This window comes from Rubeoparvulum massiliense (assembly GCF_001049895.1).
Taxonomy (GTDB): Bacteria; Bacillota; Bacilli; order Rubeoparvulales; family Rubeoparvulaceae; genus Rubeoparvulum; species Rubeoparvulum massiliense.
The window spans coordinates 350,985-368,630 of the sequence record NZ_CVPE01000005.1 but is presented as its reverse complement, the minus strand read 5'-3'; the positions used below and the strand labels follow the sequence as shown (position 1 = coordinate 368,630).

The 17,646-nt window shown below is 49.3% G+C and carries 16 protein-coding genes; all 16 read left to right on the top strand.

Annotation, left to right across the window (positions count from 1 at the left end; all coding sequences use genetic code 11):
- Positions 1–35 precede the first annotated feature (35 nt).
- The 16 genes from BN1691_RS06935 to BN1691_RS06860 all read left to right on the top strand — a co-directional run bounded on the left by BN1691_RS06935 (position 36) and on the right by BN1691_RS06860 (position 17,606).
- Positions 36–287 carry a DUF1146 family protein gene (locus BN1691_RS06935; protein WP_048601684.1) on the top strand — a complete coding sequence of 84 codons (252 nt, stop codon included), beginning with the start codon at positions 36–38 and terminating at the stop codon, positions 285–287.
- 126 nt (positions 288–413) lie between these two features.
- On the top strand, positions 414–1,241 hold the full coding sequence (locus BN1691_RS06930; RefSeq protein ID WP_048601487.1) for a hypothetical protein: 828 nt from the start codon (positions 414–416) through the stop codon (positions 1,239–1,241).
- 57 nt (positions 1,242–1,298) lie between these two features.
- Entirely contained in the window at positions 1,299–2,642 is a 1,344-nt protein-coding gene (murA, locus tag BN1691_RS06925) for a UDP-N-acetylglucosamine 1-carboxyvinyltransferase (protein WP_048601486.1), read from the top strand.
- A 136-nt stretch (positions 2,643–2,778) separates the two neighbouring features.
- Positions 2,779–3,894 carry a mandelate racemase/muconate lactonizing enzyme family protein gene (locus BN1691_RS06920; protein WP_048601485.1) on the top strand — a complete coding sequence of 372 codons (1,116 nt, stop codon included), beginning with the start codon at positions 2,779–2,781 and terminating at the stop codon, positions 3,892–3,894.
- Positions 3,891–5,000: a C40 family peptidase gene (locus BN1691_RS14850; protein ID WP_048601484.1), complete on the top strand. Its 1,110-nt coding sequence runs from the start codon at positions 3,891–3,893 to the stop codon at positions 4,998–5,000. Before BN1691_RS06920 ends, BN1691_RS14850 begins: the two co-directional genes overlap by 4 nt.
- A gap of 77 nt (positions 5,001–5,077) precedes the next feature.
- The gene (lysA, locus tag BN1691_RS06910; protein ID WP_048601483.1) at positions 5,078–6,412 is read left to right on the top strand and encodes a diaminopimelate decarboxylase; all 1,335 of its coding nucleotides are present in this window, start codon (positions 5,078–5,080) and stop codon (positions 6,410–6,412) included.
- A gap of 232 nt (positions 6,413–6,644) precedes the next feature.
- A complete protein-coding gene (locus tag BN1691_RS06905; protein ID WP_048601482.1) occupies positions 6,645–7,469 on the top strand; it encodes a M55 family metallopeptidase in 825 nt (274 codons plus the stop codon).
- A gap of 67 nt (positions 7,470–7,536) precedes the next feature.
- The gene (locus BN1691_RS14540) at positions 7,537–8,466 is read left to right on the top strand and encodes an ABC transporter permease (protein ID WP_187116860.1); all 930 of its coding nucleotides are present in this window, start codon (positions 7,537–7,539) and stop codon (positions 8,464–8,466) included.
- A 3-nt stretch (positions 8,467–8,469) separates the two neighbouring features.
- On the top strand, positions 8,470–9,384 hold the full coding sequence (locus tag BN1691_RS14535) for an ABC transporter permease (RefSeq protein ID WP_048601481.1): 915 nt from the start codon (positions 8,470–8,472) through the stop codon (positions 9,382–9,384).
- A gap of 69 nt (positions 9,385–9,453) precedes the next feature.
- Entirely contained in the window at positions 9,454–10,545 is a 1,092-nt protein-coding gene (locus BN1691_RS06890) for an ABC transporter ATP-binding protein (protein WP_076850131.1), read from the top strand.
- Positions 10,546–10,550: 5 nt separating this feature from the next.
- The gene (locus BN1691_RS06885) at positions 10,551–12,227 is read left to right on the top strand and encodes a peptide ABC transporter substrate-binding protein (RefSeq protein ID WP_048601480.1); all 1,677 of its coding nucleotides are present in this window, start codon (positions 10,551–10,553) and stop codon (positions 12,225–12,227) included.
- Positions 12,224–13,180, top strand: a complete 957-nt coding sequence (locus BN1691_RS06880) for a S66 peptidase family protein (RefSeq protein ID WP_048601479.1) — start codon at positions 12,224–12,226, stop codon at positions 13,178–13,180. The genes BN1691_RS06885 and BN1691_RS06880 overlap by 4 nt, the downstream gene beginning before the upstream one ends.
- Before the next feature lie 124 nt (positions 13,181–13,304).
- On the top strand, positions 13,305–14,426 hold the full coding sequence (gene spoIID / locus BN1691_RS06875; RefSeq protein WP_053083719.1) for a stage II sporulation protein D: 1,122 nt from the start codon (positions 13,305–13,307) through the stop codon (positions 14,424–14,426).
- A 132-nt stretch (positions 14,427–14,558) separates the two neighbouring features.
- Entirely contained in the window at positions 14,559–15,422 is an 864-nt protein-coding gene (locus BN1691_RS06870; RefSeq protein WP_048601478.1) for a M23 family metallopeptidase, read from the top strand.
- A gap of 235 nt (positions 15,423–15,657) precedes the next feature.
- Positions 15,658–16,959, top strand: a complete 1,302-nt coding sequence (locus BN1691_RS06865) for an AAA family ATPase (RefSeq protein ID WP_048601477.1) — start codon at positions 15,658–15,660, stop codon at positions 16,957–16,959.
- A gap of 2 nt (positions 16,960–16,961) precedes the next feature.
- Entirely contained in the window at positions 16,962–17,606 is a 645-nt protein-coding gene (locus BN1691_RS06860; protein WP_048601476.1) for an RloB domain-containing protein, read from the top strand.
- Positions 17,607–17,646 lie beyond the last annotated feature (40 nt).

The following is a 17,646-nucleotide window of genomic DNA, read 5'->3' as shown; positions in this document are numbered from 1 at the left end:
AGTATAATAGATCAGTGTATATCGAGGTGATACAGGTGGATGTAGCAAATCATCTAACAGGCATAGGGATTCAAGGGTTATTCAGCATCTTGCTTACACTTTTTTTTATTGCTATCAGCTGGTGGCTTTTGCAGGGCTTTCGCGTAGATCTTTTTTTAGCAGAGCCCTCCAGTAAAAAAAGCAAATTGCTAATCCTCTTTTTGGCCATTATCATTGGTCATGGAGTGGGTAGGTTTTTTATTGACTATTATATCTGGACAAGTCAATTACGTTTTTTCTTTAGTTAAGGGGTAGAAATCGTTCTTCAACTGCATTTTGAAAGTATATCTCTCCTTCCATCCGTCAAGACTATAGGTAATCAATCAAGACAAGAGCGTATCGCGAGATAGATGGAAAAAAGGGAGAGGTTACAAATGAAACATGGTTGGAACGGGGGAGATCAGAAGCATGTTCTCCTCTGTATGGCTGGACTTAGCGTGGGCCTTTTTATACTCTTGATTAGCTGGCTTTTCATTCCGGTGGATGCTGGGCGAGACGAAGCTTCAACGCAGCAGTCGCTCGCACTTCAACAGCGCATGGATGATTGGCAAGTGATGGCTCACTATTTCTCCACCCTGCAATTACCCCTTCAGCAAACCATTTTACTGCATCGATCCACGGTGCAATCACTTGAAGAACCCCTTCAACAGAAGCAAATTTCTACCCACCTGCAAAATCATTTTCCACACCTCCATTGGCAGTCTGAAGCAGACCAATACCAGATGGTATGGCAAGGCTTTCATCAAGAAAGCTCAGAGCTTGGCGTTAACCGGAGCTATGAAGTGAAGTTACAGTTGATTCAACAGGAGAATTCAGAGCGTGTCACTGTATTATTCAAGCTTCAATTTTTCCCAGGTGACCAAGCTTATATTCATCAGGTGGCAACAGAATGGAACGGGGTCCTAGGCGATATACATATTGATCCCTATTACTTTGTTGAATTGCGTGGAACGGAAAATGACTGGCGCACCAATGAGGAGATGGCCCAACAACGGCAAGAATTTCAAGCACTTGTAGAAGCGCTTGAGCTGAGTGCCTATGAGGATGATAATTCTTGGGTAACAGCCTATGAGGATGCCCAAATTCAGCATCGATTGCCTAATCACAACACCAGGATCAATCTACAATGGATGAGTCATCGCAATGAAGAAACAAGTCAAATTGACCATAAGATGGGAACGCCTATCTTATTTGCTGAATAAGATAGGATGGAACCAGGAATTCGCAGCAAAATAGTACAGTACGCGGAGGGAACGCAATTGGATAAAATCATCGTCCGCGGGGGACATAAACTACATGGAACCGTTCGCGCTCATGGAGCAAAAAATGCCGTATTACCCATCTTAGCTGCCACGATTCTCTGCAAGCGTGGGGAGAATGTGTTGTACGAGATCCCACCATTACAGGATGTAAGTACCATCATCCGAGTTCTTGAGACATTAGGGATCACCACAGAGCGGGTAGGGGACGCTTTACACATTGATGCGAGGCATTTAACAATGACGGAAGCACCTTATGAATACGTTCGAAAAATGCGTGCATCATTTCTTGTCATGGGTCCACTATTGGCACGTGTAGGGAAGGCACGTATTCCATTGCCTGGAGGTTGTGCCATCGGAAGTCGCCCCATCGATCTTCATCTAAAAGGCTTCCAAGCCATGGGAGCCACCATCGACATGGAGAATGGTTGTATTGAAGCAAGGATCAATGGCCGGCTACAAGGTGCAAAGATCTATCTGGATATTGCTAGTGTAGGTGCCACCGAGAATATTATGATGGCGGCCACATTAGCGGAGGGTACCACCATCATTGAGAATGCAGCACAGGAGCCGGAGATTGTGGACTTGGCTAACTTCTTAAACAGCATGGGCGCAAGTATCGTAGGAGCTGGTACTTCGGAGATCCGCATTGAAGGGGTTGCTGAACTTCAGGCAACACGACACTATGTCATCTCTGATCGGATCGAAGTGGGCACCTTTATGGTGGCAGCAGCTATCACCAGAGGGGATGTGACCATCCTCAATGCCATCCCCGATCATTTACGCTCCATCACAGCCAAGCTCCGTGAGATGGGAGTTGGCGTGGAGCAAGGGGAGGATAGCATCCGTGTCTATGCCAAGGATCCGCTGAAGCCTGTGGATGTGAAGACCATGCCCTATCCAGGTTTTCCTACCGACATGCAAGCCCAGATGATGGCCCTACTCTTAACAGTAAACGGTAGCTCGGTGATCAGTGAAACGGTCTTTGAAAACAGGTTTATGCACTGCGAAGAGTTCAAACGGATGAATGCAAAAATAAAGATTGATGGACGCACCGCTTTGGTCGAAGGAGGAGATCATCTTTCTGGAGCTAAGGTGTGCGCCACCGACTTACGCGCAGCTGCAGCCCTGGTCCTCTTGGGGCTGGCCGCAGATGGGGAAACGGAAGTAACGGGCTTGGAGCATCTTGACCGTGGATACGTCCATTTCGTGGAGAAGCTTCAACAACTTGGTGCGGACATCTGTCGCATTCAAGAACGAGAAGTTATTCAGGAGGAAGAAGATGAGCTGCTTTATGCTGCAGCTGCTGGAATCCCTCCCCTCATCCGGCTAGTACATGAATAAATGGTATTATTCTTTCCGTCAAACATGGTTCTTTCTCGATTTGCGACGATCTCGCGAATGAAGAGTAGAATCATGGGTTGACGGATTTTTTTTTGTAGGAGAGAATAGGGTAAAAAGTGGAAGTAGGGGATATTTTGTGAGAATAACCAGTGTGGAAGTGAAACGTCAGCTTCATCAGCTGAAGGTGCCTTTTCGGACAGCGCTACGTACCGTCACTGCAACAGAGGCTGTAACAGTACGTCTGGATACCGATGAAGGAATCATAGGCTGGGGTGAAGCAGTGCCCACCTTGGAGATTACAGGTGAGAGTACAGACAGTATTGAGTGGGCTATTAAAGCGGTCTTAGCACCTGCTATCATTGGGCTAGATCTCCTGGATTATGAGCAGGTTTTTCACCGCATCCATCAGGTGATGGTGGGGAATACCAGCGCCAAGGCGGCGGTGGATATGGCCTGCTATGATTGTTTGAGCCAGTTTGCTGGACTTCCTCTCTATCGGTACTTAGGTGGTGTTCGTACACAGCTGGAGACTGACTATACTGTAGGGATCGCCACCCTTGAGGAGATGGCAGCACAGGCAGCCCAACTGGCGAACCGAGAGTTCAGAATTTTAAAAATTAAGGCGGGCAAAGGAGAGATCAACGACGATTTAACCAAGATTAAAGCGGTTCATCAAGCGGCTGGGGCAGGGGTTCTTCTGCGCATTGATGCCAATCAAGGCTGGAATGTGAAGGAAGCCATCCGGGCCATTCATATGCTAGAGGACTGGGGTATTCCCATTGAGTTTGTGGAACAGCCGGTGAAGGCCCATGATCTAGAAGGGTTGAAGGCGATTACTGATGCAGTCTCCACACCCATTATGGCCGATGAAAGCCTTTTCTCCCCTCAGGATGCCTTACAGCTCTTGAAGCTTCGTGCCGTGGATCTCTTCAATATCAAGCTGATGAAGAGCGGAGGGATTAGGCATGCCCTGCAGATCTACGAGCTGGCAGCAAGTGCAGGGGTGGAGTGTATGGTAGGGAGTATGATCGAATCACGGCTCAGTGTAACAGCCGCTGCTCATTTTGCAGCGAGCAAGCCGGGGATTACTCGTGTCGATTTTGATGCGCCACTAATGCTGAGCAACGATCCTACAGTAGGGGGGATTTGCTACGAGGGTAGGATGATCCAGCTTCCTACGAAGCCAGGCCTAGGTGCTGCGCATCCCCGCTATATCGGGGTTCAAGTCTATGCTAAAGGGGATGGAAGATGAGAGAGCTTGGGAGAAGAGAAGCGAGTCGAGGGCGATGGGGCGTCGTGAAGGCGGCTGTGGCTACGCTTTGGACCCACCCCATGAGCTGTGAAGCGGTGGATCGGCTAGTATTGGGAGAGCATCCCCAGCTAAATCAATGGTTGGAGCGATTGGGGGAAGGTGGACGCCTCCGCCTCTGGGAGACCAACAGGATTCAGAGTCAGCTCCTCATGGGCACACCAGTAGAGGTAATTGATCAGACCGATTCGTGGTTCCAAGTGGTGGTTCCCTCACAGTCGAGTGAGAAGGAAAAACGAGGCTATCCTGGTTGGCTCCCTGCGCAGCAGATTGCCATGGTGACTCCTGGAGAATGGGCTGTTGCCAGGCAGCTTTATGGGGGCGATATCCCAGCTATGCTGAACGAGGCTAAAGCAGCGGTGCAGTTCGTCCCTTATGTGGTTGTCACGGAACCATTGACTACATTGGTTCTAGCTAACGAGGCTAGAGAAGAGGCTGGAGAAGAAGGGGAGGGTGCCAAGGTGCCCTCGATGAATAAGCAGGAGGTCATTCTGAGCTATCAGACCCGCCTTCCCCTTGCAGAGAGTCGTATAAAAACCAGTCAAGAAGCGAATACGAGCGGGTCATCTGCCTGGCTTCAGGTAGAGACACCCCTCGGGTCCGGTGTGGTGGCACGGGATCATGTTCGAGTAGTAACCACAACACAACCCTTGCTCCCACCACGGGAGGGAGCAGAGCTGATTGCCCAAGGGCAGCGCTTCCTAGGGCTTCCTTATCTATGGGGTGGGATGTCCGCCTATGGTTACGATTGCTCTGGCTTTGCCTATAGCATACATCAGGCATTTGGTATAACCATCCCCCGTGATGCCAGTGATCAGAGTGAGGCAGGTCAGCCCATTACACAGGATCAGCTGCAACCGGGGGATCTGCTGTTCTTTGCCTATGAGCAGGGGCGAGGGCGGGTCCATCATGTGGGATTCTATGGAGGGAACGGACGAATGCTCCATTCACCGTATACCGGAAAGAGCATTGAAATCATCGCTATTGCTGGGACGATCTACGAAGAAGAGTTTTGTGGAGCAAGACGTTACTGGACAGAGACGAATTAGAGATGTACAATCAATGAAATATTATTGTCAAGAGTAGCCAAAACATCGACAGCAATTTGACAGAAGAGGTGAAGCATATGGTATTGCATGGGACCAGTAGCGTCAATGCAGCAGGCCATCTGGAGATCGGCGGGGTGGATACAGTTGAGTTAGCAAAGCAGTTTGGTACGCCTCTGTATGTGTATGACGTAGCACTTATTCAGCAGCGAGCTCAGCAATTTCTCCAGGTTTTTGCAGAGGAAGGGTTACAGGCACAGGTAGCCTATGCGAGTAAAGCGTTTAGCTCCATTGCTATCATTCAGCTGGTGGATCAATTGGGACTCAGCCTCGATGTGGTCTCTGGTGGCGAGCTCTACACGGCCATCCAAGCTGGATTTCCTCCAGAGCGGATTCACTTCCATGGGAATAATAAGAGTCCAGCGGAGATGGAATATGCCATCCAAGCCGGGGTGGGCTGTTTCGTCGCCGATAATTTCTACGAAATCGCCTGGCTCAAGAGACTGAGTGAGCAATATAAACAGAGCATTAATCTCCTCCTCCGTATAACCCCTGGTGTAGAGGCTCACACCCATGAGTATATCTCCACCGGTCAGGAGGATTCCAAGTTTGGCTTCGACCTCGTCAGTGGGCAGGCCACAGCGGCCATTGAGCAGGTGCTACAATCGTCCAATCTTCAGCTCTTAGGGGTCCACTCCCATATTGGCTCGCAGATCTTTGATCCTGCTGGCTTCATCCAAGCGATTCAGAAGATCTATCTCCATCTTGAGCAGTGGGAAGGCCAATTTGGACGACGCTTTCCTGTTCTTAATGTAGGGGGAGGCTTTGGAATCCGCTATGTGGAAGGGGATCGCCCCATTCCTGTGGAGCAGCATGTTCATGCCATTATTATCACGATTCGGGAGGAGACGACGAAGCGAGGCTGGCCCATGCCAGAGATCTGGATTGAGCCAGGGCGCTCCTTAGTAGGAGATGCAGGTACCACTCTCTATACCATCGGTTCTATGAAGCATGTACCTGGGATGCATCGTTATGTAGCGGTAGATGGCGGTATGACGGACAATATCCGACCTGCCCTCTATCATGCTCAGTATGAAGGGGTCTTGGCCAATCGGATGCGGGATCGAGCAGAGCAGGCCTTCGCCATCGCTGGGAAGTGCTGTGAGACAGGCGATATGCTGATCTGGGATCTTCCCTTGCCCCAGCCGGAGCACGGGGATCTTCTCGCTGTCTTTTGTACAGGTGCTTACGGCTATGCCATGGCCAGCAACTATAATCGCCTTCCCCGACCCGCCATCGTCTTCGTAGAGAATAGTGAGGCTCAGCTTGTGGTGGAACGGGAGAGCTATGCCGATCTAATTCGCCATGATCGTCCCTATTCTTCATCCAAAAAGAACCCAATCCATCAGCCATAACCAATTTCATCATCCATTACCAATCTTGCAAATCATCATGGGCATCACGAATCTAAGATGCCAAGCCACCTCATTGAGGTGGCTTTTTTAGATCGATCTAGGGAAAAAAGCCTAAAATTATCACAATATTCACGGTAATAAAAATATTAAGAGGATATAGCATGGTTTTGTCGAAGAATCCATACACATGAAATGAGGAAAACATTAACATGATTGGGAAGGATGGGGTCATTTGAAGCTTTATGTTTCCGTGGATATGGAAGGAATTACAGGCATGGTGGATGAAACATATATCTCCTCACGGCAATATCAGTACCAACGAGGGCAGAGAATCATGACTACAGAGACCAACAATGTGATCGAGGCAGCAGTGGCAGCAGGTGCAACGGAGATTATCGTCAATGATAGCCATTCCCAAATGAATAACTTACTGATCGAGGATCTACATCCTGCTGCGAAGCTCATCTCTGGATCGCCCAAGCCCTACTCCATGGTACAGGGCCTCGATGCTAGCTTTACTGCAGCCATTTATGTAGGGTATCATGCCCGTGCGACAACGCCTGGTACGTTAAGCCATACCATGATCTTTGGCGTTCGTCATATGTGGATCGATGATCGCTTATTGGGGGAGCTGGGATTGAATGCCATGCTGGCAGGCTACTATGGCGTTCCTGTCATTATGGTCGCAGGGGATGATTATGCAGCCAGAGAGGCAGAGGAGCTGATCCCCGGTGTGGTTACCGCAGTAGTGAAGGAGTCCATTTCTCGCTCAGCAGCGCTCAGCCTTACGCCTGCCAAGGCCGGGGAGCTCCTACAGGCGAAGACAGCGGAAGCATTGACGAAGCTTGGGTCTATTGAAGCGCTACAGCCACCAGCTCAGCCTGTCCTCCGTATTCAGTTCGTTAACTGTGGGCATGCAGAATTAGCTCATCTTCTCCCAGGCTCAGAGCTGGAGGACGATCACGTCACCGTCCGCTTCGCCGCGAAGGATATGAAGGAAGCTTATCAAGCGATGCTAGTCATGACAGAGCTAGCCTGCATGGCGAAATTTTCATGATGTACTAAGGAAGTTGGTTTGGTGTACAAGTTATTCCCGCCCATCACCAGAAAGGAGGGGGTCATGCTTGAAACGGTATCTACTACAACGCTTCATCGCCATGGTGTTAGCCCTCTGGGTGATTATCACCCTTACCTTTATTCTCATGCATCTGGCACCAGGTGATCCCTTTGAGAAGGAACGTTCCAGCAATGAAGTGGTGATGCAGAATATCCGCGCCTACTATCAGCTGGATCAACCCTATATGATCCAGTATTTCTCCTATCTCAGGTCCATCTTAACCTTGGATTTTGGCCCTTCACTGGTGAAGGATACACAGACGGTAAATCAGATGCTGGCCAGCGGCTTTCCCGTCTCCTTGGAGCTAGGATTTTGGGCGCTACTAGTGGCGACCATTACCGGGATTACACTGGGAGTGATCGCTGCCCTCCGTCATAACCGTCTCCTGGATTATGGAGCGATGGTGGTGGCGGTCATTGGGATCTCCGTGCCCAATTTCATCATGGCAGCATTGCTGAAGAAATACCTCGCCGTAGAATGGAATCTCTTGCCGGTAGCCACCTGGGGGACACCGCTCCATATTGTGCTTCCAGCCTTGGCGCTCACCTTTGGTCCCCTCGCCATCATCGCCCGTCTCACTAGATCCAATATGCTGGAGGTCTTAACACAGGATTATATCCGAACCGCTCGTGCCAAAGGACTTCACCCCGTGGTGATCGTGCTGAAGCATGCGCTGCGCAATGCTTTGCTACCGGTGGTGACGCTCCTAGGCGCCTTGATTCCAGGTATTCTAACAGGGAGCTTCGTCATCGAGAAGATCTTCGCTGTTCCTGGAATCGGAGGATACTTTGTGGAGAGTATTAACAATCGTGATTATCCCACCATTATGGGAACCACCGTCCTCTACAGTAGCTTCTTCATCCTGATGATGCTGGTAGTGGATCTGGCTTATAGTCTCCTAGATCCACGGATTCGTCTGGATCAGAAAGGGGAGTAAGCGATGCAAGCACCGGATCATTATTTCGTTCCACGACAGATTGAAGTAGCGGAACAGAATCTCATCGTTCGGCCAAGCCGTAGCTACTGGCAGGATGTATGGCAACGCTTAATGGAGAGCCGTATGGCCTTTATCGGTCTCATCGTCATCCTACTGTTAATCTTTATGGCCATCATCGGTCCCCTCATGGTGCCTTATGGCTATGAGCAGCAAGTACTAGAAGATCAGAATCAACCACCTTCCAGCGAGCATTGGTTTGGCACGGACCATCTTGGACGGGATATGTTTGCCCGTACCTGGTATGGCGCAAGAATCTCCCTCTTTATTGGAATGATGGCTGCCCTCATCGATGTGGTGATCGGCGTGGTCTATGGTGGATTCAGTGGCTATCTTGGCGGTCGTGTAGATAACTGGATGATGCGGATTGTGGATGTCCTCTATGGCTTACCCCATCTTCTTGTGGTGATCCTCCTTATGGTGGTGATGGAGCCGGGACTTACAACCATCATCGTTGCCCTCACGATTACAGGCTGGGTAGGGATGGCACGGATCGTACGGGGCCAGATGCTGCAGCTTAAGAGTAATGAATATGTGCTGGCTGCTCGCACATTAGGCGCATCAAGCCCACGTGTCATCTTTCGCCATCTCATTCCCAATACCATGGGTCCCATCATTGTGCAGATGACGCTCACCGTACCTGCTGCCATCTTTGCAGAGGCTTTCTTAAGCTTCTTAGGCTTAGGCGTACAGGCTCCCATTGCCAGCTGGGGTACCATGGCCAATGATGCGTTAGGCACCATTCTCTCAGGCCATTGGTGGCGCCTCTTTTTCCCAGCTTTCTTTATCTCCTTGACCATGCTCGCCTTCAATCTGTTTGGCGATGGGCTCCAGGATGCGCTAGATCCACGTCTCCGTTAAGGCTAAGCAAGGATGAAGCAAAAAGCGAGCAAAATCATATTCATATTCGCATAAGGAAGGAGGGAAGGGATGGATACCATCCTTGAAGTGGAGGATCTACATGTAGCGTTTCAAACCTATGGAGGTACCGTGAAGGCGGTTCGTGGTGTCAATCTCACCATCCGACAGGGAGAGACTGTAGCCATCGTGGGAGAGTCTGGCTGTGGAAAGAGCGTGACCGCACAGAGCATCATGCAGCTCATCCCCACACCTCCTGGGCGCATCACACAGGGGAGTATTCGCTTCCGCGGTCAAGAGCTTCTCTCCATGGGGGAGGAGGAGATGCGCAGGATCCGCGGCGCTGAGATCGCCATGATCTTTCAGGATCCTATGACTTCCCTCAATCCTACCATCACCATTGGTGAGCAGCTTACAGAAGGGCTGCGGAAGCACCGTCAGGTATCGCGAAAGAAAGCACGTACGCTGGCCTTGGAGATGTTGCAGCTTGTGGGAATCCCTGCTCCAGAGACGAGGCTGAAGCAGTATCCTCATCAGTTTAGCGGTGGGATGCGACAGCGCATCATGATTGCTATGGCGCTTATCTGTGAACCTGCCATCATTATTGCCGATGAGCCTACCACAGCCCTGGACGTGACCATCCAAGCACAGATCCTCGAACTATTCCAAGAGCTCCAAGCCAAGATCGGGGTGGCATTGCTCCTCATTACCCATGATCTTGGCGTGGTAGCAGGCATTGCCGATCGTACATTGGTCATGTATGCAGGTCAGGTGGTGGAGGAGGGAAAGACGGAGGAGCTTTTTTATCGTGCCCAGCATCCGTACACCCGTGGGTTATTGCATTCTGTTCCGCGCCTCGATTGGACAAAGAAAGTATTGCAGCCCATCCCTGGTGTACCACCTGATCTCTTCGCACCCCCGCCAGGCTGTGCCTTTGTAGCACGTTGCCCCTATGCTATGGAAGCATGTGTGCACTTGGCGCCACCTCGTACACGGGTGCGACCCACTCATTATGTTGCCTGCTGGTTACAGGATCCCCGTGGTCAACAGTTGTTTCCTCATTTTGCAGCAGGGATCCGCGAACAGCAAGAGGCTCGAAGTGGTCATCCCCTTCAGCGAGTAGCGGAGACGAAAGTGAAGATGACCTTTGGTAAGCATGAATAAGAGGAATGGAAGGAGAGATTGAATTGAAAAGGAAGAGCAGTTGGTGGCTTCTTGTAGTTTTATGTATCATCTTTGTTGTAAGCGGTTGCACCACAGGGAAAACCACAGATGGTACGTCGGATCCAAAGGGCTCTGCAAATGAAAGTCCCACCGATCCAGGGAAAGAGGCAGCGCAACGAAAGGTTCTGATCTTAAATAATGGGGATGAACCTACCTCCTTTGACCCCCCTATTGCTTTTGATGAGGTCTCTTATAACATCTTGAATAATCTCATGGAAGGTTTAACGCGTCTCGGTGCAGATCATACACCGCACCCAGCCATGGCCAAGGACTGGAAGCTGAGTGAGGACGGTAGGGTCTATACCTTCTATCTTCGTGAGGATGCGAAATGGTCTAATGGCGAACCGGTTACCGCCCATGACTTTGAATACGCTTGGAAGCGCATTGCTGATCCTGAAGTAGCCTCTACAGCAGCTTTCCTCACCTACAATATTGAAGGGGCTGAGGCCTTTAATAATGGCGAGGGTACACGTGATGAGATGCAGGTGAAGGCCCTTGATGCCACCACATTAGAGGTGAAGCTCCGTCAGCCTCAGGGCTATTTTCTGCATATTGCTTCTATGCCGGTCTTCTTCCCCGTCCACCAAGCAACAGCAGAAGCCAATGCAGATTGGCATAAGAATGCCGTTACCTTCGTGAGCAATGGTCCCTTCAAGCTGAAGGAGTGGGTCCATGAGGAGAAGATGATCGCGGAGAAGAACGAGCATTACTGGGATGTGGCCAATGTGAAGCTCGATGAGGTGGTCTGGCATATGATCTCCGATGGAGATACAGAGTACCAGATGTATCAAGCAGGGCAGCTTCACACCTCTGGAGTACCTGGTGATCTAGCAGATCAGTTGGCTACCAGTGCAGAGCTGGTCATTGCACCGCAATCAGGGACCTATTTCTATCGATTCAATCTTACCATGGAACCGTTCCAGAATCAGAAGATTCGTCAGGCCTTTAGCATGGCCATCGATCGGGAGCAGATCACCAAGTTTATTGTGAAGGGTGGTGTGGAACCAGCCTACGGCTTCGTCTCCACCGGCTTCCTCGACAGTGAGGGGCAAGATTTCCGCCAGACCAATGGTGCTCTGATCAAATTTGATCCAGCAGAGGCGAAGCGACTCTTAGAGGAAGGAATGAAGGAGGAGGGATATACCACACTACCGCCCGTTACCCTTACCTATAATACCAGCGATGCCCATAAGCAGATTGCTGAAGCCATGCAGCAGATGATTAAGGAGCATCTGGGCATCGAGATGAAGCTGGAGAATACGGAGTGGAAGGTGCACTTAGCAGCCCAGAAGGCGTTGGAGCTCCAATTTAACCGTTCCTCCTTCTTAGCCGACTATGCGGATCCCATCAACTACTTGGAAGGGTATCGGGGTGGCGATTCCATGAATCGGACCGGTTGGAGCAATGCCACCTATGATCAGCTCCTCAATGAGATCCTGGCTGCGACCGATGAGAAGCAGCGCTTTGAGCTCATGTATCAAGCGGAGAAGATTTTAATGGAGGAGTCCCCCATTCTTCCCCTCTATTTCTACAACCGTAATCTGCTACAGAAGCCAGAGGTGACTGGGATCGTTCGTCATCCTGTAGGCTATCTCGAACTGAAATGGGCCGATCTCCCATGATGGTCATACCGCGTCAGCTTCAACCAGGAGATACCATCGGGCTCGTGGCACCAGCCAGTCCTACCAGGTCCTTCGAGGAAGCGGCACGAGCCATTAGCTTCCTTGAGGAGCAAGGCTTTCAGGTGAAGCGGGGGAGCAGTCTCGAACGGCAATGGTGTTATCTGGCAGGCTCAGATGAGGAGCGGGCGCTAGAACTCCAACAGCTCTTCGCCGATCCTGAGGTGAAAGCCATCCTGGCTGTCCGTGGCGGCTATGGCTGTGCTCGCATGGTTCCATACCTGGACTTCGAGGTCATCGCTGCCAATCCGAAAATTATCTGGGGCTATAGCGATCTTACATTTTTGCTTAATCTTATCTATCAGCGCACAGGTCTTGTCACTTTCCACGGACCCATGCTGAGTACTGATCTAGGTAAGGCGCCATACCAATCTCCTACCTGGCAGAGTCTCCAGCTCCTGCAAGAGGTGAAGCCCTATGAATATGGTGAGCATGGAGAAGTGACAGATTCTCTTTGGGTCTGGGTGGAGGGGAAAGCAGAGGGTCCCATTCTAGGGGGAAATCTCACCTTACTCACCAGTACCCTCGGTACACCCTATGAGCTAGATACCAGGGGAGCATTACTATTTCTCGAAGAGGTGAATGAGGAGCCCTACCGTATTGATCGGATGCTGAATCAACTGCAGCAAGCAGGGAAGCTGGACGCTTGTGCAGGATTCCTAATCGGCGACTTTCAGCAATGTGAGCCAGCACGGCATAATCATTCCTTCAGTCTCGAAGAGGTGCTACGTCATTACCTCCAACCCTTGGGAAAACCGGTGATGGGCGGCTTACAAGTAGGTCATTGTGAGCCAACCGGTGTCATCCCCATCGGCCTACTCTGCCAATTGGATACAGAGAACCGAACGCTGGTAAGCAAGGATTCTCCGGTAAGCAAGTCATCCCCTGTGGTATAAGGGGAGAGTTCGCGGCGCTTCCTTCACGATGATACAGTTTCTCGTCTATTCTTTCTTGTCCCAGCATAGGTTGGAAGAAGAGAAGAGCAGAAGCTGAGAGAGTCGTAGAAGGAGGCGTCTTTTCATGTTCAGAAGGAGAAAGCGTCATTGGGAGCGGAGCCTGCCATGGCTTCTCTATCTTACAGGAACAGCCCTCATGCTCTTGCTTGTCCCAGCTTTGACGGCTTGGTGGACAGCAGCAGCAGGTGCTGATTCAGGGGTGGAGCCGAGCCCCTCTCATTCCCAAGGAGCTACTAATCTCGAGGTAGGAGCAATGATCGGCTCAGAATCAATATCTGCATCGGCGTCAGGGCGAGCCCTACAATGGAAGATTCTCAATACAGGTGAGCAGGAGGGAGGAGAATGGTTCGTTAAGCTGAAGCGAAGTAATAATGGAAAGGTAGAAACCCTCCCTCTCGATCAGTATGTAGCGGGCGTGGTAGCGGCGGAGATGCCCGCAGAATTTCCCTTGGAGGCCTTGAAGGCTCAGGCTATCGCAGCCCGAACCTATGCGGTCTATCATGGGAAGGGTTCAACCATTCTTAGCGATCAGGTGAAGGATCAAGTCTATTTAGATGAAGAGGGATTACGAGACCGCTGGGGCGCCCAGTATGAACAGAACTGGCAGAAGGTGCAGGGGGCAGTGACCGCCACTGAGAATCAGATCCTTACCTATGAGGGGAAGCCCATTCTTGCTCTATATTTTTCTACAAGCAATGGCTTTACAGAGAACGTGGAGGAATATTGGCAGCAAGCACTCCCTTATCTGCGGAGTGTGTCCTCACCCTGGGATCAAGCCTCTCCCCATGCAGTGACCACCAAGCGGATGAAGAGGAGTGACGTGGAGCAGGAATTGGGTGTGAAGCTAGCATCAGCGGTGACAGTACAAGGCTCTAATGGACAGCAGGGGAAGCAGATGGCCACAGTGGGTCATGTGTTGAACTGGACAACAGGCAAACGGGTAAAGACCTATGCCATCGAGGACAAGTCATGGAGCGGACGTGAGATCAGAGAACGCCTGCAATTGAAGTCGGCTCATTTTCAGCTGGAGCTAGAGGGAGATGAGGTGAAGGTGATCACCTATGGCTACGGTCATGGCGTGGGAATGAGTCAATGGGGTGCTGCCGGCATGGCGGAGGAAGGCTATACCGCAGAGGCCATTCTACTTCATTATTATCAGGGAACGAAGCTAGCAAAGCTTGAGTAACAAACGGTTGAACCACTCATGGCTAAAGCCACGAGTGTTCTCGGCTATTCCATAAAAATTTGCTGAAAAAGTGTGAAGGTGAGGTATAAAGTGGAAGTCACCTGGGCAAGAATGTTGCTGAGGTGATTAAAAATGTCCAAAGAAGATCAAAAGAAACCAATGGATGAACAAGAGACTTCCTCACAGGAGGGGCGTCAAGGTTGGCAAAGATATGTGAAGAAAAAGTGGTTTTACCCAGCCCTATACTTAGGCCTTGCAGCAATTATCTTAGCTACCATTATGATAGTCCAGAATGTGAACAACACCACAGAGGAGCAGCCAAACTCTGAACTGCAGGGTGAAGCCGGTGGACAACCTTGGTTAGAAGATGGTGAAGCCATTCCAGTTAGTGCTGATCGCAGTCAGCTTGGCTGGCCCGTTGCTCGAGGCGTCGATGTCCAGATGATCATGGGATTCTATGTGGCGAGTCAAGAACAGCCAGCAGCAGCCCAGGAGGGTAATGTAGCAGCACCCAATATCGTGAAATATGCCAATGGCTACTATCCCCATAATGGTGTTGACCTGGCTCGCGCCGATGGCGAATCCTTTGATGTGGTCGCAGCACAAGCTGGTAAGGTGGTTCGGGCTGAGCAGGATGTACTGGCCGGCTATGTGGTAGAAATCCAGCATACTGATCAGCTGAAGACCGTTTATCAGAGTCTACAGAACCTTCTTGTGAAAGAAGGGGATGAGATCCAAGCTGGTGCCTTGCTGGGACAAGCAGGCAGCAATCTCTTTGAGAAGGAGCTTGGGAATCATCTTCATTTTGAGGTGATTCAGGACGACACCTTTGCCAATGCGGAGGAGATCCTCAGCAAGTTCTGGAAGAAGGAGAATAAGGAAGAGAAGCAACAGGATGAGCAGCGTGATCAAGATCAGGATACTCCAGAACAAGAACCTGCGTCTCAATTAGAACCAGAGAATCAGCAGAATAATGAGAAGGAACAGACCGAATAAGCAACTAGATAGACAAGGAAATTCGCTTGGGAAAAGACCCTTTTTGTCGAAATGGCAGAAAGGGTTTTTTGATCTCTGTGGCTTTATTAATATCCTTATCTTTATAGGCGGGAGTAAAGTGCCGCCAAGGTCCGAATGAAATATTAATAAATATGGCAATTATTTATTGGTTTTCCTAAAATACAAGTTGCATTTATTAAATATTGGATATAATAGAATTAGAAGGGGTGATCTTATGCTTATAAAATTTATGGTATCCAATTTCCGTTCATTCCGAGATGAAGCTGTTTTATCTATGGTTGCAGCAGGCCTTAAAGAATATAGGGATTGCTTAATTCCCTATGGGTCAAAAAAAGTGCTACCAGCGGCTGCGATATTTGGAAAAAATGGTGGCGGAAAGAGCAACCTTATTCGAGCCTTTTGGTTAGGTGTACAGTTTGTACGTAATGCTCAGCGGACACAGCATGAGAAGGCAACGATTCCTGTGCAACCCTTTTCTCTCGATGATGTTTCACAAAATGAACCAACAGCATTTGAATATACCTATATGCAGGATGGTATTAAGTACATCTATGGCTTTTCAGCGACGAAGGCTAAGATTGTAACGGAATATCTATATCATAGCCCTAAGGGAAAGAGAGCAACGATCTTTGAGCGAAAGGGTCAGGATTTTTCCTTTCCAACTGATACAGAGAAAAAGAAAAAAGAGCTAATCAGCGAGGCAGTGGCCTCAAATCAACTCTTTTTTGCAGTATCCTGCACAATGAATTATCAACTTTGTATCGCAGCGATGAAATGGTTTCGTGAGTGTGTGGTCTTCTCTCGAGATTATACAGATATTCCGAATCAGATTCTTGAGCATGCAGAGGATCGAGGGATGTTAAAGGCAATGGTTTCTGCAGCACAAAAGGCAGATCTCGGCATTCAAGATATGAGATTTGAGATTAGCAATAAAGAGTTGTCTAGACATGAGGATTTACCAGCAAACCTCCCAGAAGATATTAAAGCTGCATTACAAAATATGATGAAGGCCTTGTCTAGTACCCCCAATGAAGCAGAAGCAAGACTCAGAGTCAGTGAACTAAAGGCTACATCGCTACATTACGGTGTGTCTAAGACAGGAGAAGTCAAGTATTATCCTCTAGATCTTGCAGATGAATCAGATGGTACGAAAAATTTAATGGCGCTAGCGCCAGCCATCGAAAAAACCCTGTCTAACGGAGGTACCTTGATTGTCGATGAGTTAGAAAAGGAATTGCATCCGTTACTTGTAGAGTATATCGTGGCACGTTATCAAAGCAAAAACAGCAATAAGACCGGAGCTCAGATTGTTTTTACCACACACAACACAGAGCTACTAAATATGGAGGTCCTGCGTCGCGATCAGATTTACTTCGTAGATAAAAACAGAAAAACAGGAGTTTCTGAAATTTATAACATCACTGAATTTTCTCCTCATCCAGATGAGAATATCCATAAGGGTTACTTAGTCGGCAAGTATGGCGCTACGCCCAACTTAGAAATAGAGGAGGTGTAGCAGTGGCACGTAGGATCAAGCCTCTGATCTATGTGTTCTGGGAAGGAGAAACTGAACAGGCATATACAAAATTCCTTAAATCAGCGTTTGAGGACGTTGCTGTTATAAAAATTCCACCTAATTCAGGATTGTTTATTGAGGCAGAGCGGATGTTCAAAAATAACGCAGAGTATCGAAATAATATTGGAGTTACAGATGAAATCTGGTTTTTCTTCGACACTGAGATTGAGAAGGCTCAACATTGGGATGGCAATTATCAGATTATCAAAAGACTGCGCAGGCTTCATAAACGTGGGATTAAGGTTCGGTTACTCATGACAACAGCATGTGTAGAGTACTGGCTGTTACTTCATTATGAACGTGTTAGACCTTCAATCGTCTCACCAGCGGATAAAGCTCGCATTAAAGAGAATGTGAAAAGGCACATACCACTTTATGAAAAAGGCGACCTCAAATCCACATGCGAGATTGCAAGAAACTACGAGACCGCCATCGAAAATGGAAAATGGACGCTTGTCTCATTAGTGGACGACGGATTACCTACTCGTGAAGATAACGATACCCGCAACCGTTGGTTGTATCAAGGAACACATACATTTACAACGGTACATGAGGCGATCGAATTTCTTATTGGACTAAGAAGATAAAAGTATAGCATGTTAGAACGTAACATATGAACCTGGGAAA